This window comes from Brevundimonas sp. GW456-12-10-14-LB3 (genome assembly GCF_059424365.1).
Window position 1 is genome coordinate 12,269 of the sequence record NZ_JBWKZJ010000018.1, and the last position, 14,813, is coordinate 27,081.

Here is a 14,813-nt window from a genome sequence, read left to right on the forward strand (position 1 = left end):
TGGCTGGGCGGATATGTCCGGGACCCCGCACAGCAAGCGCCTGCTGAAGACGACCGTGGCCGCCGCCGCGGCCGGGGCGGTCGCCTTTGCGCCGCTTGCGCCCCTGGCCCAGGAGGCCGGCCGCTCCAGCGATCCCCTGTCGATCAGCATCGGCCAATCCAGCGAGTTCACCCGCGTCGAATTCGCCGGCGTCATCGGCGTGCGCAGCCAGGTGCGGCGTGAGGCCGACAAGGTCATCGTCCGCCTGGGCGTCTCGGCCGCCCCTGACATTTCGCGTCTGCGTGTCGATCCGCCGCAGGGGGTCAAGGCGGTCGAGACCCGAATGGCGCGCGGCGGGGCGACCGACCTGGTCATCACCCTGGCCGAGGGCGCCGACGCCCGGTCCGGCGTGGCCGACGGCGCCGTCTGGCTGAACCTCTATGCGCCGGGCAAGGCGCCGGAGACGCCGGCGCAAGAGACCGGGGCCAAGATCAACGCCGTCGTGCCGGTTCGCGCCGTCTCCAGCGACGAGAAGACGGTCCTGACCTTCCAGTGGGGGGCGCCGGTCGGCGCCGCCGTCTTCCGCCGGGGCGAGGCGGTCTGGATCGTCTTCGACGCCGCCGCCAAGATGGATATGGCCGGCGCCAAGGCGCTGGGGCCCGCCAAGGACGCGCGCTGGGCCGCCGGCGGCGACTACACCGCCGTCCGCATCGCGGCGCCGGAGGGGCTGGCGGTTGCGGCGGACGGGCAGGGCGGGACCTGGACCGTGACCATCGGCGGGCCGCCGACCGGCGCCTCGGGCGTGGAGGTGGACCGCGCAGACGACGGCTCCGACGCCCTGGTGGCCCGGATGGCGGGAGCCACCAAGACGGTCTGGCTGACCGATCCCCTCGTCGGCGACCGGTTCGCCGCCGTCACCGCCCTTGCGCCCGGCAAGGGCTTCTCGGGCTCGCGCAGCACGATCGACCTCAGCCTGATCCCGACGGCTCAAGGTCTGGCGGTGGAGACGTCGACCGACGATCTGAAGATCGAGGCTGCAGGCGATCTGGTCACCCTCAGCCGCCCGAACGGCCTGACCCTTTCGCCGCCGTCGGCGACCCTGGAGGCGGGCGAGCGTGAGGCCGACGCGCCGAAGCGGGCGCCCCATCCCAGCCTGATCCTCGAGGAATGGGCGGCGACCGAGGGCTTTTCCGAACGCTATCGCCGACTTCAGGACGCCGCGGCCCAGGAGAGTCTGGCCGCGACGGACAATCCCCGCGCCCCGATCGGCGCTCGCCTGGCCCTGTCGCGGTTTCTGGTCGGTTCGGGCCTGAACTATGAGGCGATCGGCGTGCTGAACGCCCTGATCGCCCAGGCCCCCAATATGCAGGGCGAGCCGGAGGTGCGGGGCCTGCGCGGCGCGGCCCGCGTCGGCGTCGGCCGGTTGGAGGAGGCCCAGGTCGACTTCGCCGGCGCCGCCCTGTCCAACGACCCGTCCGCCAAGGTGTGGCAGGGCTATATCGCCGCCGAACAGGGCGACTGGGAGGGGGCGCGCCGCGCCTTCGCCGCCGGGGCCTCGGTCATCGACGACTTCCCCAAGGAATGGCGCGCCCGCTTCGGCGCCGCCCACGCGCTGGCGGCGATCGAAACGGGCGATCTGCCCGCCGCGCGCCAGCTGCTGGACTATGTGTTCAGCCAGAACGCCTCGGCGGCCGACCAGCTGGCGGCGCGGGTCGTTCAGGCGCGTCTGTTTGATCTGACGGGCGACAAGGCGCGGGCGCTGGCGGTCTATAAGGCGGTGGCGCGCGCCCCGCTGGACGGCATCGCCACCCCCGCCAAACTGGGCGCCATCAGCCTGGAGCTGGACAAGGGCGCCCTGACGCCCGACCAGGCGGCCCAGCAGCTGGAGCTGCTGAAGTGGCGCTGGCGCGGCGATGCGACCGAACTGGCGGTGATCCGCAAACTGGCGGACCTCTATCTGCAACAGGGCCGCTATCGCGAGGCGCTGGACGCCCTGCGCAGCGCCGGCAAGCGGATGGCGAACGTGCCGGGCGCCGCCGAGATCCAGGCGGACCAGTCCAAGGCTTTCCGCGCCCTGTTCCTGGAAGGCGCCGCCGACGGCCTGCAACCCGTTCAGGCCCTGGCCCTCTTCTATGACTTCCGCGAACTGACGCCGATCGGCGCAGACGGCGATGAAATGGTGCGCCGCCTGTCGCGCCGCCTGATCGACGTCGATCTGCTGGATCAGGCCGCCGAACTGCTGAAACACCAGGTGGACGAGCGGCTGGACGGGGTGGCCAAGGCGCAGGTCGCCACCGATCTGGCCACCGTCTATCTGATGGACCGTCAGCCGGAGAAGGCGCTTCAGGCGATCTGGGGGTCGCGCACCACCCTCTTGCCGACCGCCGTCAACAGCGAACGCCGCGCCCTGGAAGCGCGGGCCCTGATGGACCTGGGGCGTTACGATCACGCGCTTGAGGTTCTGGATCGGGATCAGTCGGCGCCCGCGCGCGAAGTGCGCGGCGACGTCTTCTGGAAACAGCAGAAGTGGGCGGACGCCGCCCCCCTGTATGAGGCGCGTCTGGGCGATCGCCACAAACAGACGGACGCACCTTTGACGCCCGCCGAGGAGAGCTGGCTGATCCGGGCCGGGGTCGGCTATTCGCTGAGTGGAAACCGCGCGGCCCTGGATCGACTTCGGGGTCAGTATTCGCCCTTCATCGCCCGGGCGCGTTCGGCCAATGCGATTCGCGTGGCCTTGGACGACGACCTGTCGGGGGTGGCGGGCGCGGCCGATTTCGCCGGCCTGTCGGCCAATGCCGACACCTTCGTCGGCTGGGTCAATGCCGCCAAACAGGACTTCAGAAAAGAAGCGGGCGGGGGACGCCCAGCGCCCCCCGCCCGTTGATCCGCAGATCAGATCCGCAGTCTGGACCCGAAGGTCTTAGCCGTTGACGGCGTCCTTCAGCGGCTTGGAGACGCGGAAGCGCACGGCCTTGGAGGCGGCGATCTTGATGGTCGCGCCCGTGGCCGGGTTGCGGCCTTCACGCTCGGCGCGATCGGCGGTGTCGAAGACGCCCAGGTTCGAGATGCGCACGTCGCCGCCGGCCTTCAGGCTGGCGTGGATGTTTTCGACGATGGCGGTCAGCACCTTGCCGGCGTCGGCCTGCGAGACACCGGCGTCCTTGGCGACGGCGGCGATCAGTTCGGCTTGAGTGGTCATAAGAGACATTTCCAGTGTTAGTCGCCCGATTCAGGGCGAGGACCGGGGGATCAACACGGATTTCGCTTGGCTTTGCAAGCGGGGAAACGGCGCAAAGCCTTATGGGGCGGGGATTATCCGGTTCCGGACGCCCGCTGGAAGCTCTCCACCAGGCTCCCGGCGACCAGTCTCCAGCCGTCCACCAGGACGAAGAAGATCAGTTTGAAAGGTAAGGAAACCACCACCGGCGGAAGCATCATCATACCCATGGACATCAGTACGCTGGCCACCACCAGGTCGATGACAAGGAACGGAACGAAAAGAAGAAATCCGATTTCGAAAGCCTTCTTCAGCTCGCTGATCATGAAGGCCGGTGTGACGACCCGAAGGGGCAGTTCCTGGAGGTTGGTCGGGGGCTCGACGCGGCTCAGTCGGGTGAAGAGCGCCAGGTCCGAACGGTCCACCTGGGCCAGCATGAAAGTTTTCACAGGTTCGGACGCCGCGTCGAAGGCCTGGGGCAGTTCCATCTGCTGATCCAGCAGCGGGCGGATGCCCGAATCATAGGCGTCCTGCCAGGTCGGGGCCATGACGATGGCGCTCAGGAACAGGGCCAGGGACACCAGAACGGCGTTCGGCGGCGACTGCTGCATCCCGAGGGCGGTGCGCAGCAGGGACAGGACCACGACGATCCGCACGAAGCTGGTGGTCATGATGACGATGGACGGCGCCAGGGACAGCACGGTCATCAGTCCGACCAGTTGGACCACCCGCTGGGTCAGGCCTGCCCCGGTGCCCAGGTCGATGTTGATGGCCGAGCCGGACTGGGCGGCTTCCTGGGCCAGGGCCGCGATCGGCCAGGCCAGGCAGACCAGGGTGGTGATCAGCGACAAGAGGGCCGCGCGCTTCAGTTCGGAGATGGCGGGAACCGTGAAGACCTTCTCCCGGCTCCGGCGGGGGGGAAGCGGTTTTGCGCCCTTCACTTGAAAATCCCCGGCTGGCGCGGCTCGATCAGTTCGCGGCCTTCGCCCAGCAGGATCAGCCGCTCCTCGTCGTCGATCCGCACCAGGACCAGACGGCGGGCGGGGTCCAGAACCAGGGTCTCGACCACCTGCATCCGCCGTTCGCCGCGTTCGGCGTTCAGTCGCGCCAGCAGCTGGGGGGCGTAGCGGCGCGCGGCGTAGGCCGCCAGGCCGATCAGCCCCAGGGTGAAGGCCAGGCCGAAGACGGCGCGGGCGAGATCGAGGAAGTTCATACGCTTTGGGCCCCGGCGCAGTCGGCGCTGTGACCCCAAGTCTTAATCAGCCTGGTTAACGAGGCGTTGAGATAACGCCCTATTAACCATGCAGGCGGCATTTTCTGCCCATCGCGCATTTTTGCGCCGCACGGGAGACCGCCATGGGCGTCGCCGACATTCCGCTGCTGGGACAGATCAAGGGCCGGCTGGGCTGGCTGGACGCCCGCCAGAAGGTCATCGCCGAAAACGTGGCCAACGCCGACACCCCCGGCTTCGTCGGCCGCGACCTGAAACAGCCCAGCGACTTCGCCGCGGCCCTGCGCTCCGGCGGCGGACTGCCGATGGTGCGGACCAACCGGGCCCATATGGCGCCCGCAGTCGCGCCGCCCCGCTTTGATTCGTCCAAGTCCCCGGACTCTGAGACGACCCTGGACGGCAACTCGGTGGTGGTCGAAGAGCAGATGCTGAAGATGGCCGAGAGCCGCATGGCCTATGACGCCGCCATCGGCTTTTACCAGAAATCCATGTCGATGATCCGCATGGCCGCGCGCAAGCCCGGCGCGGCCTGAACCGGAGGCCTGACCCATGCCTGATCCCGTCCCACCCTCGAACAGCGCCATGGCCGTGGCGGCCTCGGCCCTGAAGGCCCAGCAGTCGCGCATGCGGGTGATCGCCGAGAACATCGCCAACGCCCAGTCCACGGCCCGCACGCCGGGCGGCGAGCCCTATCGTCGGCAGATCCCCGTCTTTCAGGCACGAGAGGTGGACGGCGCGACCGGCGTCGCCTTGGCCGAGGTCCGCCCCGACGACAGCGATTTCAAGATGGACTACGACCCCTCCCATCCGGCGGCCAACGCCCAGGGCTATGTGATGCGACCCAATGTCGACACCCTGGTCGAGGCCATGGACATGCGCGAGGCCCAGCGGGCCTATGAGGCCAATCTGAACGTCATCGAGACGGCGCGGTCGATGGACAGCCGCACCCTCGACATCATCAAACGCTGAGGGACTAGGCCATGAACCCGATGATGGCCGCCAAGGCCTACGCCGCCGTCCAGGGCGGGGCCATGCCCGTCGCCGCCCAGCCGCCCGCCGCCGGCGACAACGGCTTCGCCGACCTGGTCAAGACCGCCATGACCGGCCTGGCCGACCAGACGCGGGCGGCCGAGACCCAGATGACCAAGTCGATTCAGGGCCAGGGCAATCTGATCGACGTGGTCACGGCGCTGAGCTCGGCCGAGGCGTCGCTGGAGACGGTGATGTCCGTCCGCGACCAGGTCATCTCGGCCTATAAGGAAATCATGGCCATGCCGATCTGACCGAGCCGTCGGCGTTCGTCAGTCGGTCGGCCACCACCGCCGCCAAGTCCCGCGCCTGCCCTCGCAGATCGGGCACGGCGGTCATTTCCCAAAAGGCGCCGCGGGTCAAAGGGCCGATGGCGTAAAGGTCAGGGGTTGGGGCGCCCTCGCCCCCGATCAGCTGCCCGCCCTGATCGACCTCCAGCCCCAGGCCGATCGGATCGGGCCGACCGTAGCCCTGAGCCAGCAGATTGCGGATCACCGGCTCGGCGCTGTGCTGAATGACGCCCAGCGGGCCGGTGCAGTTGATCACCAGGTCGAACCTGTCCCGGATCGGGCGGCGACGGTGGCGCGGCCGCCAGGCGGCCTCGATCGAACCGTCGTCCAGCACCACTCCGGTCAGCTTGCCCGCCAGCACCGTCAGATCCCCCGCAGCCAGCATGGCGGCGATTTCTCGCGTCACGCCCGGCGCCGTCCGGTGGCGGTGAACGTCCCAGAGGGGACGAAGATGACGCAGGAAGCGGCGCTTCTGCTGCGGCGTCCAGGCGCGCCACAGGTCGCGGGCGCCGTGCCTCAGGCGATCGAACACAGCCCGCCAATCGTGGGTCAGGACGGCGCGCCGCACTTGGGACAGGACTTCGGACGGACCGCCGGAAAAGGCGCCGTCGAAGGGCGCCGGCGGAACCGTGGCGTGGCCGCGGGGCAGGAGGCCGTGTCGCGACAAGGCGGTGAAGCGCCGTCCCGGTCGCCGAAGCGTCAGGGCCGCATCCACCATGGTCAGGCCGGAGCCGATCAGAAGGATGTTGCGCGCAGCCCCGACCGCAGCCGTGTCGATACGCCACGGGTTTTCGACATAGACGGCCGAGGCGCGGACCGCCGCATCGATCCCCGGCGGGGAGGCGGGCTCCAGATTGCCCAGGGCCAGGATCACCGCATCGGCCGCGATGACTTCCGCACCAACCATGATCCGCCAACCGCCGTCGCGGCGGTCGATCGCCTGGGCCTCGCCGTGGACGAGGGTCATTCGCCCCGCCTCGTCCGCATTGCCTTCGAGCGTTTCCGCCAGCAGATGCCGCAGATAGTCGCCGTACACGCCGCGTGTGATGAAGCCGTCCTGGGCGCGCCAGGACGGCTGTTCCGCCAGCCAGTTCGCCAGATGGTCGGGTCGGTCGGGAAAGGCGCTCATATTGTCCAGGCGGACGTTCAGCAGATGGCCGGGATTGCCGGTGTCATAGGCGACGCCGGGACCGAAGGCGTCGCGCCGCTCGATCAGCGTCACCCGCACGATGGGCGACCGCCTCAAAAGCTGTATCGCGGTCAGCAGGCCGCTGAAGCCGGCGCCGATGATCGCCACCCTGGGTCCATGGTCTTGCGACATCGATGCTCCCGTAATGCCCGTGGGGCGACCCTCCGCCCCGACAGAACGGGCGGAGGCGGAAGTCGATCATGCCGATAAATATCTATCTGCCAAGTAGGATTTAGATCAATCCGCTTGGCGTCGTCGCCTTAGGGCGAAGGCGGCGCCAAGTTCACGCGCGGCCAGGGGCGCCAGGCTCCACGGTTCGACACAATAGCGGTGAAACAGGCGCCGGGGATCGTGCAGCAGGCGATAGGCCCATTCCAGCCCGACCCGGCCCATCCAGCGCGGCGCCGACTTCTGAACCCCGGCCTCATAGTCGAAGGCCGCCCCGACCGAAAAGACGACGCAGGCGGGCAGATCGTCGAACACAGTCGCGATCCACGACTCTTGGCGAGGCATGCCCATGCCGACGAACAGTATGTGGGGCGAGAAGGCGCGGATGTCCGCCAGGAGTTCGGCGTTGTCCGCAGATCCGGGGCGGGCGTCGAAGAAGCCGTGGCGGGTGCGAATCTCTGCGCCAGGATAGCGTTCGGCCAGGCGTCGGGCCGCCTCCGGGCCGACGGCGGGCGCCCCGCCGATCGACATGACGCGCCAGCCCCGGCGGTCGGCGACGCTCCAGAAATGGTCCCGCCAGTCCAGATAGGTGGATCGGTGAAAGCCGCGACCGGGCAGGCCGAGGGCGCGCAGGAACCAGATCAGAGGCGTCGAATCAACCTGGACCAGGTCGGCGCGGTCATAGAAGGCCCGCATCTCCGCCTGGGTCTGGATCAGATGCAGGCTGTGCAGATTGTGGTTGGCGATCAGGGTCTTGCGGCCCTCTGCCACCGCCGCCTGAACATGGTGCAGCACCTCTTCGGGCCGGACCAGATCGACCGCCTCGCCCAAGAGGCGCACCCGCTCCTCCGGCCGTCGCTGACGGCGGTAGGGACGCCGCACGGCCGCGCGCCGATCGGGCGTCGTCTGGGTCAGGGTCGGCTGGGCCATGGGCGGACGCTAGGCCGGCTCGCCTCAAGGCGGGGTAAGCGAACAGGCTTAACGCAGGCTGGACGCCGCCCTGCGGCGACGCTTGGAAAATAAAACCGCCCGCCGATGAAAAATCTCTGTTGACCCCGCCCGGACCCTCCCTTAGAGGTCCGCGCCTTCCCGATGGAAACGCCGCAAGGCGCTGCCGACGGGGCCCAGATGGCGGAATTGGTAGACGCGCTGGCTTCAGGTGCCAGTGGCTTAACGGCCGTGGAGGTTCGAGTCCTCTTCTGGGCACCATCTTTCAGACGGCGCCGTGTTTTCGGACACGGCGCCGTCGTCGTTTCCGGCCCCTCATCATGCCTGTCGCGAGGCCGTTTCGCCGCGCGCCTTCGCCGTGTAAGAACCTGCCCATGACCGTTTATCTGCATGAGGGCGACCTGCCCGACGACCTGGACCTGGGGACGGAAGTCGCCATCGATTCCGAGACCATGGGCCTGCGTTTCCGTCGCGATCCCCTGTGCGTGGTCCAGCTGTCGTCCGGCGACGGAAACGCCCATGTGGTGCGGCTGAACCGTCCCGCCTACGACTGTCCGAACCTGAAGCGGCTGCTGACCGACCCGGCCGTGACCAAGATCTTCCACTTCGGTCGCTTCGACATCGGCATGTTCCAGCTGCACCTGGGGGTGGAGACCCGGCCGGTCTATTGCACCAAGATCGCCTCCAAACTGGCCCGGACCTATACGGACCGCCACGGTCTGAAGGACGTTGTGCGCGAACTGGTCGGGGTGGACCTGTCCAAGGCGCAGCAGTCGTCCGACTGGGGCGCGGCGGAGCTGAGCCCGGCCCAGCTGGACTACGCCGCCTCCGACGTTCTTTATCTGCATGCGGCCAAGGCGCGTCTGGATCAGATGCTGGCGCGCGAGGGGCGGGCCGAGCTGGCCGCCCGCTGCTTCGACTTCCTGCCGAGCCGTTCGGCGCTCGATCTCGCCGGATGGGACGAGGTCGACATCTTCGCCCACAGCTGAGGCCGTCTTGACCGAACCCGGCGAACAGACCCGCATCGAGGCGGACGAACAGCGGGTCGCCCTGGCCGGGGCGCGTTGGCGCGCCCATTCCCGCCGGGTCAAACTGTATCGCCGCGTCCTGCCGATCATCATCCTGGTGCTGGCGGGGGGCGTCCTGACCTGGACGGTCTTCCGCACCGTCATGTCGGGGGTGGAGCGCAAGGCCAATCAGGGCCAGGAGATCCGTCTGGACAAGCCGCTGTTCCACGGCCAGGACGCCCAGGGTCGGGCCTTCACCGTCGGCGCCCAGGGCGCCGTGCGCGATGCGGCGACCGGCCGTTTCCGCCTGATCGGCCCGGCGCTGAAGCTGAACCTGGGCGGACGCAAGGTCACGGAGATGACCGCCGACGGCGGGACCTATGACGAACAGGCCAAGACCGTGACCATCGGCCCCAATGTGCGGATTTCGGACGGGGGCACGGGCTTTGTGCTGACCACGCCCGAGGCGGTGGTCGACACCTCGACCGGAATCATCACCGGTTCAAAAGGCGTTCAGGGCGCGGGCCCTATTGGAACCATCAACGCTTCGTCCTATGCGATCTATGATCAGGGCGAGCGCGTGGTGTTCAAAGGCTCCGGCGACACCAAGATAAGCGGAACCATCAATCCCTCGGGATCAGGCGAATGACGGCGATGACAGCGAAAACCCCTTACGTCCGGACCGCAGCAGCCCTCACGGCCCTGACCCTTCTGGCCTTGCCGGCCGTGGGCGACGCGCAAACCGCCCGCACGACCTCTCGCCAGCCGATCGCCATCGGCGCTGACGACGGCGAAGCCGCTCCCGATCGCGTGAGCCTGCGCGGCCGCGTCGAAATCATCCAGGGCGACAATCGTCTGCGGTCCGAGGCCATGACCGCCTATCGCGACGCCCAGGGCCAGATCACCCGGGTCGAGGCTAGGGGGACCGTCTATTTCGTCACCCCGACCCAGTCGATGCGCGGCGACCAGGCTGTCTATACGCCCTCGAACGGCGAACTGATCGTGACCGGCAATGTCGTCCTGAACCAGGGCAAGAACGTTCTGACCGGCGGCCGGCTGACCTACAACGTCAACACCGATGCCGCCGCCATGTCGGGCGCCCCGCGAGGCCAGGGCGCCGGCAGCCGTATCCAGGGCGTCTTCTATCCCGACGGAACCAACTGAGGCCGCGGCCCAGCTGAGCACGGATCTCGACCTTTGGCGCGTAAAGAACTCTCAGCCCTGAATCTGGACGATCGGCCGGCGCCCGAGCCGACGCCTGAGGCCGCGCGCGCGGAAAAGGGCCTGCGGGTGCGCAACATCGCCCGCGCCTTCGGCGCCCGGCAGGTGGTGCGCGACGTCTCCCTGACCGTCCAGCGCGGCGAGGTCGCGGGCCTGCTCGGCCCCAACGGCGCCGGCAAGACGACCTGCTTCTATATGATCACCGGCCTGATCCCGCCCGACTCCGGCTCGATCTGGCTGGACGGCGAGGACATCACCGGCCAGCCCATGTATCAGCGCAGCCGGATGGGCCTGGGCTATCTGGCCCAGGAGGCCTCCATCTTCCGCGGCATGACGGTGGAGCAGAACATCAAGGCCGTGGCCGAGCTGAACTATCCCCGCGACCGGGTCGAGGCGGAGACCGAGCGGCTGCTGGGTGAACTGCACATCGACCATCTGCGTCACGCCCCGGCCACCGCCCTGTCGGGCGGCGAGCGGCGTCGGGTCGAGATCGCCCGGGCGCTTGCGGGCCGCCCCTCCTTCATCCTGCTGGACGAACCCTTCGCCGGCATCGACCCCCTGGCCATCGCCGACATCCGCTCGGTGATCCGCTATCTGGCGGGGCAGGGGATCGGCGTCCTGATCACCGACCACAATGTGCGCGAGACCCTGGACATCACCGACCGGGTCTCGATCATCTCGGGCGGCGCGGTCCTGTTCGAAGGCACGGCGGACGAGGCGATCAACGACCCCGAGGTGCGGCGGGTCTATCTGGGCGAAAACTACATCTGATCGAAGGGCGGCGGCGCTCTGCCCGCCGGTCGCCAAGGCTCAGACGTGCGGGTCGGGACGGGCCCGTACCCCCCGTTTGTCGGGTGTTAACCAATGAGCGGCACTCTCGACAGCAAGTTCCGGGCCAGTTTTGGCGCCCGCAGGAAAACCGTAAGTGATCGGGCAGCGTCTAGAGATCAGACAGGGGCAGGGGCTCGTCATCACGCCCCAGCTGCAGCAGGCGATCAAGCTGCTGCAACTGTCCAATCTCGAGCTGGAGGAGTTCGTCGAGGCCGAGCTGGAGCGTAATCCGCTGCTGCAACGCGACGAGCCCGAGGGCGGAGAGGCTGACGCGCCCGAAAGGGCGGCCGATCCCGTCGCCGATCAGGAAATGTCTTTCGGCGAAGGGGTGGGCCAGGATTCGGTCGCGGCGATGGACGCCGGTTCCGACGACGTCTATGGCGACGCCGCGCCTGGGGAACGCACCAGCGACCGCCTGACCGACGAGGCTCAGCCCGGTCTGTCGGACTGGTCCAGCGCCGGCAAGGGCGGCGTCGTGTTCGAAGGCGACGGCGAGCGTCCCGACGCCCATGAACCCACCCTGTGGGAGCATCTCCAGGCCCAGGCCTCTTCGGCGGGCCTGTCGCCGGCCGACCACGGCATCGCCCTGACCCTGATCGATGCGACGGACGAAGGGGGCTATCTGCGCGGCGAACTGGCGGAGTTCGCCGATCGGCTGGGGGTCGATCTGGCGCGGATCGAGGCGGTTCTGGCCGTCTGCCACGGGTTCGAGCCGACGGGCGTCATGGCCCGTTCCGTGCCCGAATGCCTGAAGCTGCAGCTGATCGAGCGCAATCGCTTCGATCCGGCCATGGCGGCCCTGCTGGACAATCTGGACCTTTTGGCGCGTCGGGACATGGCGGGGCTGAAGAAGGTCTGCGGCGTCGACGCCGAGGATCTGAACGAGATGATCGCCGAGCTGAAGGGCCTGACACCGCGACCCGGCGCCGGCTTCGGCGGCGAACCCGCCCAAACGGTGGTCCCGGACGTCCATGTGCGGCCCGATCCGGCGGGCGGCTGGCGGGTCGAACTGAACGCCGATACCCTGCCGCGCCTGCTGATCGACAAACGCTACCATGGACTGGTCCAGGCCGGCGCGCGGTCGGAAACGGAAAAGACCTTCGTCGCCGAATGCGCGGCCCAGGCCAGCTGGCTGGTCAAGTCGTTGGATCAGAGGGCCAAGACCATCCTGAAGGTGGCCTCTGAAATCGTGCGTCAGCAGGACGCCTTCCTGGCCTTCGGGGTCGAGTTCCTGCGGCCCCTGAACCTGAAGACGGTCGCCGACGCCATCGGCATGCATGAATCGACGGTCAGCCGCGTCACCTCGAACAAATATGTTTCGACCCCGCGCGGGGTGTTCGAACTGAAATTCTTCTTCACCGCCGCCATCCAATCGACGGACGGCGCCGCCAGCCATTCGGCCGAAGCCGTCCGTCATAAGATAAAAACCATGATCGACGGCGAGAGCCTGGGGGGGGACATTTTGTCCGACGACAGAATCGTCGAAATCCTTAAGGAAACCGGCATCGACATCGCCCGCCGAACAGTCGCCAAGTATCGGGAAGCCTTGAGAATTCCGTCGTCCGTCGAACGTCGCAGAATGGTTAGGGGCGCCTGACAAGCGTGACCACAAATCGGTGATCCCGATTGACACCAAAAGCGAGCGGGAGCGTTCTATCCGCATGCAAGTCCAAGTCAGCGGCAAGCAAGTGGATGTCGGCGAAGCGTTAGGCTCGCGCATCTCCCAGGAACTCGAAGAAGGGGTCGGAAAATACTTCGCCCGCGGCGGTGACGACGCCGAGGTCGTGGTGTCCAAGGACGGCCACGGCTTCAAGGTGGACTGTTGGGTCCGCCTCGCGTCGGGCCAGACTCTGGTGACGACGGGTATGGGCGGCGACGCCCACTCCGCCTTCACCGAGGCGCTGGACCGTCTCGAAAAGCGCGTCCGCCGCTATAAGCGCCGGCTCAAGGACCACCATATCGGACCCAAGGGTCTGTCGCCTGAAAAGACCGAAGACGCCGCGCGCGAAGTCGCCCGCAGCATCGTGCTGCGGGATCCCGACAGCGTGGAGGACGACGTCTTCGGCGACGCCGGCGACAGCGACGGTCCGCCCCCGGTCGGCATGGTCATCGCCGAAACCGAGCATGAGATCCGCACCATCACCGTGGGGCGGGCCGTGCTCGAACTGGACATGACGGGCTATCCGGTCGTCCTGTTCCGCAACGCCGCCCACGGCGGTCTGTCGGTCGTCTATCGCCGTCCTGACGGCAATGTCGGCTGGATCGACCCCGAGCGCACCGGCAAGACCAACGGTCACTAAGTAAAGGCCGAGTTTGACTTTGTCGCGGGAGCCTCTAAAGGGGCGCCCGCGACAGCCATTCGCCTGTCTGGAGTCGGCTACAATGCATATCGCAGACCTCCTGGCGCCCAACGGCGTAGTGCTGCGCGGCGGCGCTTCTTCCAAGCGGCAAGCACTGCACGCGGTCGCTGAGGCGGCGGCCCAGGCCATGGGCGTGGATCAGACTCGCGTGTTCGAAGCCCTGCTGGAGCGTGAAGCCCTGGGCTCGACCGGCCTTGGGTCGGGCGTCGCCGTGCCGCACGCCCGGCTGAAGGAGATCGACCGGGTCACGGCCGTATTCGTGCGGCTGGATTCGCCGGTCGCCTATGACGCCGTCGACGATCGCCCGGTGGATCTTCTGTTCGCCCTGTTCGCTCCGCCCAAGGATGGGGCCGAGCATCTGCGCGCCCTGGCCGCGGCGTCTCGCGCCCTGCGTTCAGCCGAGCTGAGGGAGCAGTTGCGTCAGGCGCACACCGCCGACGCGATCCGCGCCCTGTTCGTCAAGGACGACGCTCCCGCGACCGCCGCCTGACAGCAGGCGGCGGCCTCTTCCCTTTCCGCTCAGTGAACCGAGACGGGCTCCAGCTCGTGTGCGACGGCGGCCGCAAAGGCGGTGTCGCGGTCCAGCATCACTGCCAGGCGTTCGCCGTCGGCGCTGTGGACGGCGTAGAGCGACTGGTTCGGGTCGAAGGCGACGTCCTTCATCTCGACCGCCTCTTCCAGCAGGTCGGACGCCTTCACCTCGCGCACATAGACGAGGTCAGGGGCGCCCAGGCCCGCAAAATCTTCCTTGGTCATAATCGGCGTCATAGGACCGCCTCCTTTGATTTCACAACGCCCGGATCGCCGGGCGGTTCGAACGGCCGCGCTTTTCAGCTCGCCGTGATGGGAATGCGCCGCACCTGGCGTTCCGCCTCGGGCCGGATCAGATCGACGTGCAGCAGACCGTGTTCCAGCCGCGCGCCCTGAACCTCCAGCCCGTCGGCGAGGACGAAGCTCCTGACGAAGCCGCGAGAGGCGATGCCGCGATGCAGGAAGGCCTGTTCGCCCTTGCCGGCCTCGTCGCGCTTGCCGGCGATGATCAGCTGACGCCCCTCAAGCGTGATGGCCAGCTCGTCCGGCGAAAAGCCGGCGACAGCCAGGCTGATCCGAACCCCCGTGTCGGCGATCTGCTCGACATTATAGGGCGGATAGCTCTCGGCGGCGGCCTTTGCGGCGCGGTCGATCAGGGCGCGAGTATGGTCAAAGCCCAGCAGAAAGGGGCTGTCGAACAGAACGGTGCGGGTCGTCGTCATCTGGGTCCTCGAAAAGCGACCGACCGACAGTCTCCCGCAAACGGCAAGACCTTCGATCACAGATGAAGATGGGGGCGGACGGGGACG

18 protein-coding genes and 1 tRNA gene are annotated in these 14,813 nt (G+C 67.9%); 12 read left to right on the forward strand and 7 right to left on the reverse strand.

Annotation, left to right across the window (positions count from 1 at the left end):
- Positions 1-13 precede the first annotated feature (13 nt).
- Complete coding sequence (locus AC07XS_RS09150; protein WP_182714245.1) at positions 14-2,866, forward strand: hypothetical protein; 2,853 nt, start codon at positions 14-16, stop codon at positions 2,864-2,866.
- A gap of 36 nt (positions 2,867-2,902) precedes the next feature.
- Here the strand turns inward: AC07XS_RS09150 and AC07XS_RS09155 are convergent, their stop codons facing one another.
- The 3 genes from AC07XS_RS09155 to AC07XS_RS09165 form a co-directional block, all read right to left on the reverse strand.
- Positions 2,903-3,181, reverse strand: a complete 279-nt coding sequence (locus AC07XS_RS09155) for an HU family DNA-binding protein (protein ID WP_054766654.1) — start codon at positions 3,179-3,181, stop codon at positions 2,903-2,905.
- 113 nt (positions 3,182-3,294) lie between these two features.
- A complete protein-coding gene (fliP, locus tag AC07XS_RS09160; protein ID WP_182714251.1) occupies positions 3,295-4,077 on the reverse strand; it encodes a flagellar type III secretion system pore protein FliP in 783 nt (260 codons plus the stop codon).
- Between the two features lie 59 nt (positions 4,078-4,136).
- A complete protein-coding gene (locus AC07XS_RS09165; RefSeq protein ID WP_152950966.1) occupies positions 4,137-4,412 on the reverse strand; it encodes a flagellar biosynthetic protein FliO in 276 nt (91 codons plus the stop codon).
- Between the two features lie 143 nt (positions 4,413-4,555).
- Between AC07XS_RS09165 and flgB the strand changes: the two genes are divergently transcribed.
- Genes flgB through fliE form a run of 3 tightly spaced genes read left to right on the forward strand, consistent with a single transcriptional unit; the run spans position 4,556 to position 5,713 of the window.
- Positions 4,556-4,963 (forward strand): flagellar basal body rod protein FlgB, encoded by a 408-nt coding sequence (gene flgB, locus AC07XS_RS09170; RefSeq protein ID WP_054766652.1) that lies wholly within the window; start codon positions 4,556-4,558, stop codon positions 4,961-4,963.
- A 49-nt stretch (positions 4,964-5,012) separates the two neighbouring features.
- A complete protein-coding gene (gene flgC / locus AC07XS_RS09175; protein ID WP_054766651.1) occupies positions 5,013-5,399 on the forward strand; it encodes a flagellar basal body rod protein FlgC in 387 nt (128 codons plus the stop codon).
- An 11-nt stretch (positions 5,400-5,410) separates the two neighbouring features.
- Positions 5,411-5,713 (forward strand): flagellar hook-basal body complex protein FliE, encoded by a 303-nt coding sequence (gene fliE / locus AC07XS_RS09180; RefSeq protein WP_054766650.1) that lies wholly within the window; start codon positions 5,411-5,413, stop codon positions 5,711-5,713.
- On the opposite strand, the gene AC07XS_RS09185 is transcribed toward fliE, so the two are convergent.
- On the reverse strand, positions 5,694-7,070 hold the full coding sequence (locus AC07XS_RS09185; protein WP_182714244.1) for an FAD-dependent oxidoreductase: 1,377 nt from the start codon (positions 7,068-7,070) through the stop codon (positions 5,694-5,696). The two genes, fliE and AC07XS_RS09185, sit on opposite strands and share 20 nt — an antisense overlap.
- A 105-nt stretch (positions 7,071-7,175) precedes the next feature.
- Entirely contained in the window at positions 7,176-8,036 is an 861-nt protein-coding gene (locus AC07XS_RS09190; protein WP_182714243.1) for a WecB/TagA/CpsF family glycosyltransferase, read from the reverse strand.
- Positions 8,037-8,228: 192 nt separating this feature from the next.
- On the opposite strand from AC07XS_RS09190, the gene AC07XS_RS09195 reads away from it, so the two are divergent.
- From AC07XS_RS09195 to ptsN, 8 genes are all read left to right on the forward strand, one after another.
- A tRNA-Leu gene (locus AC07XS_RS09195) sits at positions 8,229-8,315 on the forward strand.
- 113 nt (positions 8,316-8,428) lie between these two features.
- Positions 8,429-9,043 (forward strand): ribonuclease D, encoded by a 615-nt coding sequence (locus AC07XS_RS09200; RefSeq protein WP_182714242.1) that lies wholly within the window; start codon positions 8,429-8,431, stop codon positions 9,041-9,043.
- Between the two features lie 7 nt (positions 9,044-9,050).
- Positions 9,051-9,710, forward strand: a complete 660-nt coding sequence (lptC, locus tag AC07XS_RS09205) for an LPS export ABC transporter periplasmic protein LptC (RefSeq protein WP_182714241.1) — start codon at positions 9,051-9,053, stop codon at positions 9,708-9,710.
- A 5-nt stretch (positions 9,711-9,715) separates the two neighbouring features.
- Positions 9,716-10,225, forward strand: a complete 510-nt coding sequence (locus AC07XS_RS09210; RefSeq protein WP_224762147.1) for an LptA/OstA family protein — start codon at positions 9,716-9,718, stop codon at positions 10,223-10,225.
- A 33-nt stretch (positions 10,226-10,258) separates the two neighbouring features.
- Positions 10,259-11,053, forward strand: coding sequence for an LPS export ABC transporter ATP-binding protein (gene lptB, locus AC07XS_RS09215; protein WP_182714239.1), 795 nt, complete (start codon positions 10,259-10,261; stop codon positions 11,051-11,053).
- Between the two features lie 154 nt (positions 11,054-11,207).
- Positions 11,208-12,710, forward strand: a complete 1,503-nt coding sequence (gene rpoN / locus AC07XS_RS09220; protein WP_054766643.1) for an RNA polymerase factor sigma-54 — start codon at positions 11,208-11,210, stop codon at positions 12,708-12,710.
- A 64-nt stretch (positions 12,711-12,774) separates the two neighbouring features.
- Positions 12,775-13,413, forward strand: a complete 639-nt coding sequence (gene hpf, locus AC07XS_RS09225; protein ID WP_054766642.1) for a ribosome hibernation-promoting factor, HPF/YfiA family — start codon at positions 12,775-12,777, stop codon at positions 13,411-13,413.
- Between the two features lie 82 nt (positions 13,414-13,495).
- Complete coding sequence (gene ptsN / locus AC07XS_RS09230; protein ID WP_054766641.1) at positions 13,496-13,963, forward strand: PTS IIA-like nitrogen regulatory protein PtsN; 468 nt, start codon at positions 13,496-13,498, stop codon at positions 13,961-13,963.
- Between the two features lie 29 nt (positions 13,964-13,992).
- Here the strand turns inward: ptsN and AC07XS_RS09235 are convergent, their stop codons facing one another.
- Together AC07XS_RS09235 and AC07XS_RS09240 are read right to left on the reverse strand one after the other, a co-directional pair.
- Positions 13,993-14,241, reverse strand: a complete 249-nt coding sequence (locus AC07XS_RS09235; RefSeq protein WP_054766640.1) for a DUF1150 family protein — start codon at positions 14,239-14,241, stop codon at positions 13,993-13,995.
- 62 nt (positions 14,242-14,303) lie between these two features.
- Complete coding sequence (locus tag AC07XS_RS09240; protein ID WP_182714238.1) at positions 14,304-14,726, reverse strand: Hsp20 family protein; 423 nt, start codon at positions 14,724-14,726, stop codon at positions 14,304-14,306.
- Between the last annotated feature and the right edge of the window lie 87 nt (positions 14,727-14,813).